Annotated in this window: 13 protein-coding genes; 8 read left to right on the forward strand and 5 right to left on the reverse strand. The window is 71.0% G+C overall.

Annotated elements, in window-relative coordinates; genetic code table 11:
• Positions 1-6 precede the first annotated feature (6 nt).
• From ACIRHA_RS16345 to ACIRHA_RS16355, 3 genes are all read left to right on the forward strand, one after another.
• Positions 7-633, forward strand: a complete 627-nt coding sequence (locus ACIRHA_RS16345; protein ID WP_403845517.1) for a TetR/AcrR family transcriptional regulator — start codon at positions 7-9, stop codon at positions 631-633.
• A 66-nt stretch (positions 634-699) separates the two neighbouring features.
• Complete coding sequence (locus ACIRHA_RS16350; protein ID WP_403845520.1) at positions 700-1,842, forward strand: acyl-CoA dehydrogenase family protein; 1,143 nt, start codon at positions 700-702, stop codon at positions 1,840-1,842.
• Between the two features lie 95 nt (positions 1,843-1,937).
• On the forward strand, positions 1,938-2,543 hold the full coding sequence (locus ACIRHA_RS16355) for a dihydrofolate reductase family protein (protein WP_403845523.1): 606 nt from the start codon (positions 1,938-1,940) through the stop codon (positions 2,541-2,543).
• Here the strand turns inward: ACIRHA_RS16355 and ACIRHA_RS16360 are convergent.
• On the reverse strand, positions 2,537-3,445 hold the full coding sequence (locus ACIRHA_RS16360; RefSeq protein WP_403845526.1) for a LysR substrate-binding domain-containing protein: 909 nt from the start codon (positions 3,443-3,445) through the stop codon (positions 2,537-2,539). The two genes, ACIRHA_RS16355 and ACIRHA_RS16360, sit on opposite strands and share 7 nt — an antisense overlap.
• Positions 3,446-3,529: 84 nt before the next feature.
• Here ACIRHA_RS16360 and ACIRHA_RS16365 point away from each other — a divergent pair, with 84 nt between their 5' ends.
• Positions 3,530-4,468, forward strand: coding sequence for an EamA family transporter (locus ACIRHA_RS16365; protein WP_403845529.1), 939 nt, complete (start codon positions 3,530-3,532; stop codon positions 4,466-4,468).
• Positions 4,469-4,586: 118 nt separating this feature from the next.
• Here ACIRHA_RS16365 and ACIRHA_RS16370 read toward each other — a convergent pair whose 3' ends face one another.
• Positions 4,587-5,027 carry a DUF6194 family protein gene (locus ACIRHA_RS16370; RefSeq protein WP_403846482.1) on the reverse strand — a complete coding sequence of 147 codons (441 nt, stop codon included), beginning with the start codon at positions 5,025-5,027 and terminating at the stop codon, positions 4,587-4,589.
• A gap of 75 nt (positions 5,028-5,102) precedes the next feature.
• On the opposite strand from ACIRHA_RS16370, the gene ACIRHA_RS16375 reads away from it, so the two are divergent.
• On the forward strand, positions 5,103-5,849 hold the full coding sequence (locus ACIRHA_RS16375; RefSeq protein ID WP_403845532.1) for a MerR family transcriptional regulator: 747 nt from the start codon (positions 5,103-5,105) through the stop codon (positions 5,847-5,849).
• On the opposite strand, the gene ACIRHA_RS16380 is transcribed toward ACIRHA_RS16375, so the two are convergent.
• The 3 genes from ACIRHA_RS16380 to ACIRHA_RS16390 form a co-directional block, all read right to left on the reverse strand.
• Positions 5,830-6,462, reverse strand: coding sequence for a class I SAM-dependent methyltransferase (locus ACIRHA_RS16380; RefSeq protein WP_403845535.1), 633 nt, complete (start codon positions 6,460-6,462; stop codon positions 5,830-5,832). The two genes, ACIRHA_RS16375 and ACIRHA_RS16380, sit on opposite strands and share 20 nt — an antisense overlap.
• 81 nt (positions 6,463-6,543) lie before the next feature.
• A complete protein-coding gene (locus ACIRHA_RS16385) occupies positions 6,544-7,800 on the reverse strand; it encodes an MFS transporter (RefSeq protein ID WP_403845538.1) in 1,257 nt (418 codons plus the stop codon).
• 250 nt (positions 7,801-8,050) lie between these two features.
• Positions 8,051-9,436, reverse strand: coding sequence for an amidohydrolase family protein (locus ACIRHA_RS16390; RefSeq protein WP_403845541.1), 1,386 nt, complete (start codon positions 9,434-9,436; stop codon positions 8,051-8,053).
• A gap of 286 nt (positions 9,437-9,722) precedes the next feature.
• Here ACIRHA_RS16390 and ACIRHA_RS16395 point away from each other — a divergent pair, with 286 nt between their 5' ends.
• The 3 genes from ACIRHA_RS16395 (at position 9,723) to ACIRHA_RS16405 (ending at position 12,695) form a co-directional block, all read left to right on the forward strand.
• Positions 9,723-10,520, forward strand: coding sequence for an IclR family transcriptional regulator C-terminal domain-containing protein (locus tag ACIRHA_RS16395; RefSeq protein ID WP_403845544.1), 798 nt, complete (start codon positions 9,723-9,725; stop codon positions 10,518-10,520).
• A 122-nt stretch (positions 10,521-10,642) separates the two neighbouring features.
• Complete coding sequence (locus ACIRHA_RS16400; protein ID WP_403845546.1) at positions 10,643-11,842, forward strand: CaiB/BaiF CoA transferase family protein; 1,200 nt, start codon at positions 10,643-10,645, stop codon at positions 11,840-11,842.
• A complete protein-coding gene (locus ACIRHA_RS16405; protein ID WP_403845548.1) occupies positions 11,835-12,695 on the forward strand; it encodes a citryl-CoA lyase in 861 nt (286 codons plus the stop codon). Before ACIRHA_RS16400 ends, ACIRHA_RS16405 begins: the two co-directional genes overlap by 8 nt.
• Positions 12,696-12,697: the final 2 nt, after the last annotated feature.

A 12,697-nucleotide genomic window follows, 5' to 3' on the forward strand; every position in this document is an offset into this window, starting at 1 on the left:
CCGCCCATGGGAGGCAAGACCCAGGTCACCCGGCGGCGCCGGATGGAACCGGACGCGCGCCGCGCCGAGATCCTCGCCGTGGCCCGCCGACGGTTCGGCTCCGCCGGCTACGCCTCGGTGTCGATCTCGGACATCGCGGGCGAGGCCGGCGTGGCCCGGGCCCTGGTCAACCACTACTTCGGCGACAAGCGGCGGCTGTATCTGGAAGTGGTGCGGCAGATGATGGTCATCCCGGCCTCCGTGTCACAGCGGCTGCCGCGGACCACGGCCGAGGAACGCCTGGCCGTCTGCGTCGACCGCTGGCTCGAAGTCGTCGAGCGGAACCGGGAGATGTGGCTCGCGGCCATCGGCATGGAGTCCCTCGGCGACCCGGAGGTCGACCGGATCATGCTGGAGGCCGACGAGATCGCCACCGACCGGATCCTCGAGGCCGCCATGATGACGGACGTCACCGAGGACGCGGGCCGGGAGACGCTCCGCGCGATGATCCGCGCCCACAGCGCCATGCTCAAGTCGGCGTCCCACGAGTGGCTGGCGCGCGGCACGCTCACCCGCGACGACCTGCACGTGATGCTCACCCGCTCGATTGTCCACCTGCTGCACACCGTCTTCCCCGCGGTACGCGACGGCTGATCACACGCCACGTACACCCTTCATTTCTGATGCCTCGAATGACTCAGACGACTGAGGAGACACCCCATGCCCCGAGTCCTGTCCGACGAACGCGGCGATCTGGTCAAGGCCATCGCGGACTTCTGCGGTCGCGAGTGCGGCACGAAGGAGCAGCGCGACAAGCTGACGTCCAACGGCGCGGAGCACCACAACCAGCAGCTGTACGAGAAGATGGCGAAGCTCGGCTGGCTCGGCATCGCCGTCCCCGAGGAGTACGGCGGCGCAGGACGCGGCATGGTGGACCTCTCCCTCTTCCTCCAGGAGACGTCCTACGGCCGCGCCCCCATCAGCGGTTTCGGCACGACGATCATCACCGCGGCGGCGTACGAGAAGTTCGGTACCGAGGAACAGAAGCGCACCGTCCTCGAAGGCGTGGTGAACGGCCGCGTCGAGTCCGTCTCGATGTCCGAGCCGGGAGCCGGTTCCGATGTGGGCGCGCTGGCCTGCCGCGCGGAGCGCACCGCGGGCGGCTACCTGGTCAACGGGCAGAAGACGTGGTGCTCCAACGCCCACTTCGCCGACCACATCCTCCTCATCGCCCGTACGGAACCGGGTTCGGCGAAGCACGAGGGCCTCACCCAGTTCATGGTGCCGACGGATGCCGAGGGCCTGACCATCCGCGGCATCGACACGATGGGCGGCAAGGAGGTCAACGACCTCTACTTCACGGACTGTTTCGTCCCGGACTCGGCGGTGGTCGGCACACCGGGGAAGGCCTGGACGCAGTTGATGGCGGGCCTGAACCTGGAGCGGATGATCCTCGCCGCGATGATGCAGGGCGTGGCGCGCCGGGCCTTCGACGACACCCTGGCGTACGTCCGGCAGCGCGAGCAGTTCGGCCGTCCCATCGGCTCCTTCCAGGCGCTCAAGCACCGCATCGCGGACATGGCGACGGAGCTGGAGTGCGCGCAGCTCCTCCTGGACGACGTCGCCGCGACGATCGACGCGGAACCGGGCAAGGTGTTCGCCCGCGAGGCCTCGATGGCGAAGCTCAAGTGCACGGAGCTGGCGAAGCACATCACCCTGGAGGGCATGCAGATGATGGGTGGCTACGGCTATGCCACCGAGTACGGCATGGAGGCCCTGCTGCGCGCGACGGTCGTGTCGACGGTGTACGGCGGGACGAGCGAGATCCAGCGCGACATCATCGGCAAGACGTACGGGCTGTAGGTCTCTCGGGCGCTGCCACGCGGTGTGCTCCCAGAGGTCCCGTCGATGAGTTTGCGGCGGTCGGCCGGTCTACCCGTCGACGAAGGGAGCACACCATGAGCAGGATCATTGTCTGTACGTTCCTGACGCTGGACGGCGTGATGCAGGCGCCGGGTGGGTCGGACGAGGACATCGAGGACGGGTTCGAGCACGGCGGCTGGCAGAAGCCGACGGACGACGAGGAGGTCGGCGCGGCCATCGCCGGCTGGTACGAGCACTCCGAGGCGATGCTGCTGGGGCGCAAGACGTACGAGCTTTTCGCGTCGTACTGGCCGTCCGCCGATCCCGGCAACCCGTTCACCGCCCGGATGAACAGCATGCGCAAGTACGTGGCCTCGCGGACCCTGACGTCGGTCGACTGGCAGAACTCCACGCTCCTGGAGGGCGACGTCGTCGACGCCGTACGCAGGCTCCAGGCGTCCGGCGGTGGCGACATCAACGTCGTGGGCAGCGGCGACCTCGCTCAGACCCTGATGCGGGGCAGGCTCGTCGACGAGTACCGGCTGACCATCCACCCGGTGATCATCGGCACCGGCAAGCGGCTGTTCGCCGGAGGGGCGATTCCCACCGCCCTTGAGCCGGTCAGCGTCTCGACGACGAAGGGCGGCACCGTCGTCGGCGTCTACCGGCCCAACGGTGAGCCCAGCTACGACAGTTACTGAGCGGGCGGCCGGGACGCGGTCCGCTGGGCGAGGAGGTCGGTGACCAGTGCGAGCGGTGGCCAGCCCAGGCGGCCGTGGCGCCCGACGACGTGGGCGCGCAGCACCACCTCGGGGCCGGTGAGCGGGATCAGCCGGACCCCGGGGACGGTGGGGGTGCCGACGGGGAGCAGTCCCACTCCGAGCCCAGCGGTGATCATGCCCTGGACCAGGTCGAGGCTGTCGGCCTGGTGGGTGACGCGGGGCGTGAACCCTGCCATGGAGGCCAGGGTGTGGATGACGGTCGCGTCCGACGTGCCGCGTGAGTTGACGATCCAGTCCTGCGCGCGGAAGCGGCCGAAGACGTCGAGGGTGTCCGCGTCGTCCGGCACCGCGGCGTCGGCGGGGACGCCGAGTCCCCAGGGCGCGGTCCACAGAGCCGTGGTGTGCAGTGCGGGGTCCGGGTCCGCGGGCGCCAGGTTGTAGTCGTAGGTGAGCGCGAGATCGGTTTCGTCCGAGGCGAGCAGTTCCAGGGCCTCGGCGGGTTCGTGCTCACGGACGAGCATGTGCAGCCGGGGGTGGCTCTCCGCCAGCTCGGTGACGAGGGGCAGCAGGTGGACGCGGATGGCGGTGGCGAATCCGGCCACTCGCAGCGTTCCGTTCGGCTCGGCTCCGGGAGCGAGGTCGAGGCGCGCGGTCTCGACGGCCGCGAGGATCGTCACGGCGTGCTCCGCCAGTCGCCGGCCGGCCGGGGTGAGCCGCACCCGCCGCCCCTCCGGCTCGATCAGATCGGCCCCCATCTCCCGTGCGAGGACGGCGAGTTGCTGGGAGACCGTCGAGGTCGTCGTGCCCACCGTGTCGGCGACCGCGCGCATCGACCCCAGCCGGGACAGCTCCACCAGTAGCCGCAGGCGCCGTGTCTCCATCGTTCCATTGTCCAGGATCGTCGAACGGAATGTCCATGATCGGCACGTGGACACGAACGATGCATGGAGCATTGACTACGGCCCATGAGTTCGCCCCAGCCCCCACAGCGGTCCCGTCCCAGCGGCGCGCAAGCCGGATTCGCGATGGCGGTCGCCTCCATGTCCACCGTCCAGCTCGGCTCGGCCCTGACCGTGCCCCTCTTCGGCCAGCTCAGCGCGCTGGGCACGGCGGGCCTCCGACTGGGCTGGGCCGGTCTCCTCCTGCTCGTCCTCGTCCGGCCCCGCCGCCGTGACTTCACAGCCTCGGATCTGCTGGCCTGCACGGTGCTCGGCGCCGCGACCGCGGGCATGATGGTGTTCTTCATGCTGGCCCTCGACCGCCTGCCGCTCGGCACGGCGAGCGCGCTGGAGTTCCTGGGCCCGCTGGCCGTCTCCCTGTTCGGGCCCGGCCACGGCCGCCGGACATGGACCGCGGCGGCCGCGATCGGTGTCGTCCTGCTGACCGAGCCCTGGCACGGCGGCCTCGACGCGCTCGGTGCGGTGTACGCGCTGTCCGCAGCGGTCTGCTGGGCTGCCTACATCCTGCTCACCCAACGCGTCGGCGACCGTGTCACCGGCCTGAAGGGGCTCGCGCTCTCCATGCCCGTCGCCGGTGTGCTCGGCATGCTCATCGCCGCACCCGCCGTCTCCGCGCACATCACCTGGCCGACCTTGTGGATCATGCTCGCGCTTGCCGCCCTGAGTCCCGTCCTGCCCTTCGCCCTCGAATTTCTCGCCCTGCGGCGCCTGACGACGTCGGCCTTCGGCACCCTGATGAGCCTCGAACCCGCCATCGCGATGCTGGTCGGCCTCCTCGTCCTCGGCCAGACGCCCGCCCTGGCCCCCGCGGCCGGCATCGCCTTCGTGGTCGCCGCCGGCATCGGAGCCACCCGCGCGGGTACCCGTCGACCGCCGGTGCCGAGCGGCAGCCCCCTGCCCGACACCGGCTCCACGCGTCCCAACGCGGCGCCGAGTGAGGCGTGACCGAGCGGACCGACGACCGTGAAACAGCCGACGTACGACCACGACATGCCGCAAAGCTCCGCCCCGACCACGGGAGCTGCTGCGGGCGACGGCCGCCCGGCCGGGCACGGTCTGCTGATCAGGCCTGCCGGCGGCGCTCGAAGCGAGCGCGTGCCGCGTCGTGCGCGGTGCGCAGCAGCCGCAGAACCGTGTCGTACGTCCGCTCGGCCGGATTGACGACGCAGATCCAGTTCTGGGCGCCGTACACGGGATGCGGCAGCACGGTGTCGACGGCCGCGTGGTCCACCGGGGACGCGCCGGTGAGCTGTTGGAACGTGGCCCGGTCGAGCTGGATGTTCACCCGCAGGCGGCCGGGTGCGTCGAGGTCCGAGAGCCCGTCGCCCGGATAGTTCTTGGTGACGACCGTCCCGTACGGCTGCACATTCCTGGGGACCTCGCCGTCCGGTGCGAAGTAGAAGAACGCGTCGCCCCACGCGATCTCGGGGAAGTCGCCGCCGGGCTCCGGAGCGAGGACGAGCGCGCCCTCGAAGGCGCGCACGGTCGCGATGATCTGTTCCATACTCGGGTTGCTGCTCATGGTTCAAGCATCGGCTTGAAGCGCTTATGTGGGGTTGAGAGGGTTGGGAGGGGATCGATGGCCGACGGGAACGCACTCAGGACCGTCGATGTCGCCAGGGAGTCGGGGTACTCCGTGCAACAGGTCCGCGACCTGGAGCGGCTCGGGGTCGTCCCGCCGGCCGTGCGGTCGAGCAACGGCTACCGGGCCTACACACCCGTCCATGTGCGGGCGCTGCGCGCCTACCGGGGGCTCGCCGGAGCCATCGGGCCCGTCGCCGCCCGGCAGCTGATGGCCGATCTGTGGACGCGGACGGTCACGGAGGCGGCCGCCACGATCAACGACGTACACATCGGCCTCGCGCGCGAGCGCGACGAAGTGCTGCGCGCCCAGCAGGCGTTGTGGGCCATCGAGTCCGAGGCGGCACACCACGGCGCGGCCGGGGTCGATGACACCATGACCATCACCGAACTCGCCGCCGCGCTCGGCGTCCGCACGTCGACGCTGCGCTTCTGGGAGCGGGAGGGCCTCGTCATTCCCGAGCGGGTGACGTCACTGCGGGCGCGCCGTTACGACGCCTCGGCGATCGGCGCGGCCAGGATCGTGGCCGCACTGCGCGGCAGCGGATACGGCATCCCAGCGGTGCGGGACATCGTCGGCTCGCTGCACTCGCTGCACTCGCTGGAGGAGGGCGACGGTCCTGAGCGGGTCCGGCGCATCCTCGTGGAGCGCCTCGACCGGATCGGCGCGCGCTCCGTGGAACTCCTGCGCGCGGGCGCGGACCTCGCCGCCGTCCTGGACTCCCTCACTCCTGCTCGGGCTTGACCGCGACGAGCCGTTCGATCACACCGAAGCTGTAGCGCTCACGCTCGACGACGCCGAATCCCGCCTCCCGTACGAGGTGCAGGGGGCGCCGCAGTTGGTGGTCGTCGGCGAGTTTGAGCATCAGGGGTTCGATGGCGCGCTGGACCGTGCGGACGGCGAACCGGTGGCTGATGACATGGTCCATCAGGAGCAGCGTGCCGCCCGGTACGAGGACGCGGCGGATCTCGGCGACGGCCGCGCGGTCGTCGGGGATGCAGCACAGGGCCAGCGCGCACACGACCGTGTCGAACGAGCCGTCGGGGAACGGGAGTCGCGTCGCCGACGCCTCGCTGAGCGTGGCGTCGACGCCGAGATCGGCCGCCCGCATCCGGGCACGGGCCAGCATGTCCGGGGAGAGGTCGACCCCGGTCAGGTCGGTGCCCTTGGGGTAGTGCGGCAGGTTCAGGCCGGTGCCGACGGCGACCTCGAGGACCCGGCCGCGGGCTCCCGCACACAGCCGGGCCCGGCCGCCGCGGAGCATGTGGCGGTCGAAGCGGCGCATCCAGCCGTCGTAGTGGGGCGCGTCGCGGGCCCAGATCTTCTGGGCCCGCAGGTCCTGATCGCGAGCGGTCACGGGGGCCTCCCCTTCGGCGCGGGCATCCGGTCCCAGCATGCGACCCGTCCGCGCCGAAGGCGAGCACTCCCGCACGCCGACTTACGCGAGCCGTGCGCCCTTGCGCTCCGGGATGACGAACATGGCGAGGATGTCGGCGACGTAGATCGCGGACAGCAGGCCGATGGCGACGGCGAAGCCCCACCGGTCCGCGCACAGCGCCACGACGACGGGCGCGAAGCCGCCCACGGCGCGGCCGATGTTGAACAGGGTGTTCTGCGCGGTGGCCCGCACCTGCGTCGGGTACAGCTCGGCCATCAGCGCCCCGTAGCCGCCGGTCATCCCGTTGGCGAAGAGGCCCATCACGGCGCCGCCGACGAGCAGCGCCCAGGGCGACACGAGCTGGCTGTACGCGAGGACGGAGACGGCCGCGCCGACCTGGAACAGCCAGAACGTCCTGCGGCGCCCGAGGCGGTCGGCGAGTTCACCGAAGAGGAGGATGCCGAGCGCCATGCCGACGACGGTGACGGCGGTCCAGCCGGAGGACTTGGTGAGGCTGTAGCCGAACCGCTCGCTCAGGTACGTCGGCAGCCACGTCATGATGCCGTAGTAGCCGAAGTTCTGGACCGACGTCAGGACGAGGACGCCGAAGCTGGCGCGGGCCGTGGGACCGTCCTTCACCAGCAGCTTCAGTGCGGCGAGCGCCGACAGCCGAGGCCCCTCGCTGCGGGTGCGCGTGAAGTGCTCGGGCTCGTGCAGTCGGGAGCGGAGTGCGATGGCGACCACGGCGGGGACCGCGCCGATCAGGAAGAGACCCTGCCAGCCCCAGGCGGCGAGCACGGGCGCCGAGACGAGCGCGGCGGCCAGCACGCCCGCCTGGAATCCGAGCGCGACCAGCGACGTGGCGCGCGCCCGCTTCTTGCTCGGCCACGCCTCCGCGGCGAGTGTCATGCCGATGCCGAACTCACCGCCGATGCCGACTCCGGCCAGGAACCGGAACGCGGACAGTTCCCCGTACGAGGTCGCCAGCGCCGAGAGGCCGGTGAAGACGGCGAAGAAGATCACCGAGTAGGTGAGGACCTTGACCCGCCCGATCCGGTCGGCGAGCACCCCGAAACCGAGTCCGCCGACGACGGCGCCGATGAGCGTGATGGTCGCGAGCGAGCCGCCCTGCGCCTTGTCGAGACCCAGATCGGCCGAGATGGCGGAGAGGGCGAAGCTCAGGATCAGCAGGTCGAAGCCGTCCATCGCGTAGCCGAGGGAGGAGGCGAACACCGCCCTCTTCGCGTAACGGCTGGGCTTGTCGCCACCGCTGTCCGCCGGTGCTGCGGCCGCTGCCGGCACATCAACTTGTGTCATCAGGCTTGGTTCCGTCGTTTCCGTCGCACGTGGGGTCAGGGGCGCCGACGCGGGCGTCCTGCCCCACCTGCTCATGCGTACGTCCGGACACGGCGCGTCCGGGGGAAACGGGCGCGGCATCCGGAGAACGGAAGAGGAGTGGTGACGGCGACGGTCTCGGCCGAAGCCTCGGAACCGTGCACGCACCGGCAGGATGAAAGTCTTTCACACGTGGACCGGGGCCCTCGACGCGGCCTCCCGCGAACCCCGCTCACCGGCCGTGGGTCGTTCCGGACCGGTAATCCGTGTACGTGTACGGGTTGTCGAGGATCTTCGTCTGGGGGATGTCGGGGTTCATCCCGGCACGCCACACCTCCTCGCCCAGCGTCGACCGCAGGTGCTCGACGGTGGCCTCGGCCTCGCGTCGTACGGCGGCGAGGTCGATGTCGACGAGGCGGTGCTCGTGCTTCACCACCCGACCGTCGACGAGGACGGTGTGCACGTCGCCGCGCTGAGCCTGGAAGGCCACGTGCCCGTAGGGGTTGAGAAGCGGGAAGGAGACGGGCGAGTGGTCGTTCTTGATCAGCACGAGGTCGGCCTTCTTGCCCTCCTCCACGCTTCCCAGGTCACGGTCACGGCCGAGTGCCCGCGCACCACCGGCGGTCGCCCACTCCACGACCTGCTCCGCCCGCAGCGCGCAGTGCGTGACGGTCTCCCCCAGTGCGTGCGCCTCCAGGTGCTCGCGGGCCCGGTCGGCCCCCAGCGTCGTACGCATGGCGGAGAACAGATCGCCGCTCCACCACACACTCGTGTCCATCGACAGGGACACGGGGATGCCATGGGCGCGCAATGCCCAGGTCGTCGGATAGCCCTGGCCCGCGCTCTGCTCGCTCTCCGTGGAGACGGACACCGAGCCGCCGGTCGCCGCGATGCGGTGGTACGAGTCGGGGGACAGTGTCGCCGCGTGCACGTAGACCGTCTCGGGTGTCATGAAGCCGTGCTCGTGCATGAGGCGGATGCCGTCGTCGTTGGTGGCGCCCCACACCCCCGCGTGCGTGCTGACGGGGACGCCGAGTTCGCGGGCGGCCTCGAAGGCGGGACGCTCGGGGAAGGCCGGGTCGCCGGTGACGTCGAAGGCGAGCTGGAAGCCGAGCAGGTCGTCGGCAGCGGTGATGTGCCGGCGCGCGAAGGCGCGGAAGTCGGGGGTCGTGGCCCATTCGGCGGGCGCCTGCTGGATGTTGCCGTACGCGAGGACGTACCGGCCGGGAACGGAGCGCAGCGCGTCCACGGCGGCCTCGGCGTGCCCGGTGCTCTGTAGTCCGTGCGACCAGTCGACGACCGTCGTGACTCCCGCGTCGAGCGCCTCGACGGCGGCGAGCACGTTGCCCGCGTGGATGTCCTGAGGGCGGAAGGCCGTGCCGTGCTCGAGGTAGTACCAGACGAAATACTGGGTGAGCGTCCAGTCCGCGCCGTAGCCGCGCATGGCCGTCTGCCACATGTGCCGATGCGTGTCGATCATGCCGGGCATGACGATGCCGTCGGTGGCGTCGATCTCCAACGCACCTTCGGGAACGCGGAGTTGTGGACCCACGCCCGCGATGCGGTCCTCGATGACGAGCACGTCGGTGCCGGGGAGGACCCGGCGGGCGCGGTCCATGGGCAGGACGGTGCCGCCGCGCAGGACGACGGGCCGTCCGGACGGGAACGATGGCGCCGGGCGGGGCGAATCCGAGGGAGTCGGTGTCGGGGTGGGAGTCGGAGCTGGAGCTGAGCGATCCATCATCGGTCTCCTCTCCGGCACTCCGTTTCACTACGGGCCACTTCGGACGAGTGTCCGGATGCCGGTTCGGCCATTGCCACCGATGCTGATGAAGGCGCACCCTGATGTCAATCCCCGTGAACCAGCGGGGAGTTGGATCCGCCCATGGCACGGAGGAACCACCATGCCCCGCGAAGGAACCGGCCCGGACTTCATCGAGGCACTGGCCCGCGGCCTTGACGTGATCACCGTGTTCCGGCCGGGCCGACCGGTGATGTCGCTCGCCGAGATCGCGAGCGGGACGGGCCTCGCCCGCCCGACCGCGCGCCGCATCCTGCTGACTCTGACCGAACTCGGTTACGTCCGCCAGTGCACCACCGGCTTCGCGCTCACGCCACGCGTGCTCGACCTCGGGGTTTCCTACGTCCGGTCGATGGGCCTGTGGGACGTGGCGCGCCCCCACCTGGAGCGGCTAGTCGAGCAGACGGACGAGTCCTGCTCGATCGCGCAGCTCGACGGTTCGGACATCGTCTACGTCGCCCGGGTGGCCCGCCCGAAGCTCGTCACACTGTCCGTGCAGATCGGCACCCGCTTCCCCGCGCTCCAGACCTCCCTCGGCAAGGTGCTGCTCGCCGCGCTGCCCCCGGACGAGGCGGCACGCGTACTCGCCGAGCCGAGCCGTTCGGGCCTCACCGCACTCTGGAACCCCGAACGCACCGAATGGGAAGCGGAGTTGAGCGAGGTGCGCGCCCGCGGCTGGGCCCTCACCGACGAGCAGCTCGCCCGCGGCATCCGCTCGGTGGCGGCACCCCTGCGGGACGGTACGGGCCACGTGATCGCAAGCCTCAACGTCAACGCGCACGCGGCCGAGACCTCCGTCGAGACCCTGATCCACGACCACGTACCACGCCTGCTGCACACGGCCGGCGACATCAGCGCCGACTTCTCCCGGGTGGGCCATTCAAGCCCCTGCGGCGATTGAGCAGCGGGGTCCGGGGCGGAGCCCCGCGAGCGCGCCCACCACTCCATGACGCCACACCGACACCGACACCACAATCCCCGCACGGACAAGTGTCCGCCCCCGGACACGGAGAGGCCGGCCCCATGCCACCAAACACCCCACCCGACCAACCACCCCCCACCGCGGGGCCGCTCTCCGGCATCCTCGTCGCCGACTTCTCCCGCATCCTCGCCGGACCGTACGCGACGATGCTGCTCGCGGACCTCGGCGCCGACGTCATCAAGGTCGAGGGCCCGCGCGGCGACGACACCCGCACGTGGATGCCCCCGGTCCACGACGGCGTCTCCACGTACTACCTGGGCATCAACCGGGGCAAGCGCTCCCTCACCCTGGACCTCCGGGACGGAGCCGACGCCACCCTCGCGGCCGAACTCGCCGCCCGCGCCGACGTGTTGATCGAGAACTTCCGGCCCGGTGGCCTGGACCGCTACGCCCTCGACTTCGAGACGGTCCACGCCGCGAACCCCCGCCTCGTCTACACGTCCATCACCGGCTTCGGCACTGGCGCGGGCCGCGACGTCCCCGGCTACGACCTGATGGTGCAGGCCATGTCCGGCCTGATGAGCCTGACCGGTGACCCGGAGGGCCCGCCGTTCCGTGCCGGCATCTCCGTCTTCGACGTCATGGCGGGCAACCACGCCGCCATCGGCACCCTCGCCGCGCTCCGCCACCGCGACGCCACCGGCGAGGGCCAGCACGTCGAGGTGAACCTCCTCTCCTCGGCGCTCACCGGCCTCGTCAACCACAGCTCCGCGTACGTCGCCGGGGGCACGGTCCCGTTCCGCATGGGCAACGCCCACCCCAGCGTCTTCCCGTACGAACCGCTGCCGACGGCCGACCACGACCTGATCGTCGCCGCCGCCAACGACAGCCAATTCCACACGCTGTGCGCGGTGTTGGGGATCCCGGAGATCGCCGACGACCCACGTTTCGCCCGCAACGCCGACCGCACGGCCCACCGCGAGGAACTGCGCCCGATCCTCGTCGAGCGCCTGGCCACGCGTGGCGCGCACGACTGGTTCACGCTGCTCGTGCGGGCCGGAGTGCCGAGCGGCCCGATCAACACGATCGACGGCGGCTTCGCGATGGCCGAGGAGTTCGGCCTGGACCCGGTCGTCACCGTCGGCGAGGGCGACCGGGCCCTGCCCACGACCCGCCACCCGATCCGCTTCTCCGCGACCCCGGCCGCGTACCGCCTGCCACCGCCCGAACTGGACGAGCATGGCGCGGAGTTGCGCGCATGGCTGGCGAAGCCCACGACCACGGAGCCCCCACATGCCTGACCAGCCGCACCTCCCCGCATCCCCCACTCCCCCCACGTCCCCCACCGTTCCCTCCTATCCCACGGCCCTGGGCGCGTCGGACCCGAAGCGGATCACACTCCTCGGGCAGGACCTGGCCGAGGACATCATGGGCTCCGTCGGCTTCGGCGAGCTGGCGTTCTGGCTGGCCACGCAGCGCCGCCCGAGCCCCGGCGAGACCCGCGTCTTCGAAGCGGTCCTGGCCGCACTCGCCGACCACGGCTTCACCCCGACCGCGATCGTCTCCCGCCTCACGTACCTCTCCGCCCCGGACTCGGTCCAGGGTGCCCTCGCCGCAGGCCTGCTGGGCGGCGGCTCCCGCTTCCTGGGCGTCACCGAGGACACGGGCCATTTCCTCAACGCGGTGGTGACCTCGCTCGGCGACGACCGACCGGCGCCGGACGACCGACCGGCCTGGGACGCGATCGCACTCCGCACGGCCCAACACAGCCGCGACGCGCACGAGTTGATCCCGGGTCTCGGCCACCACCTCCACAAGGAGGGCGACCCGCGCACCCAGCGCCTCATGGACATCGCCCACGAAGAAGGCGTCTTCGGCCCGCACCTCACCCTCTTCGAGGCCATCGGCCGCACCCACCCGAGCGTCCTCGGCCGCACACTCCCCCTCAACGGCGCCGGAGTGTGCGGAGCCGCCCTCGCCGACCTGGGCCTCCCGCTCCCCCTCCTGCGCGGCTTCGCCCTGCTCGCCCGGACGGCAGGCCTGATCGGACAGCTGGCGGAGGAGATCCGCACGCCGGTCGCCCGCGACATCTTCGCCTCAGTGGAACAGCACAGCACTCCGATCCCACCGAGCCCCGCCTCCCCAGAGGAGTAACC

Origin of the sequence: Streptomyces sp. NPDC102360 (assembly GCF_044766085.1) — a bacterium.
Taxonomy (GTDB): Bacteria; Actinomycetota; Actinomycetes; order Streptomycetales; family Streptomycetaceae; genus Streptomyces.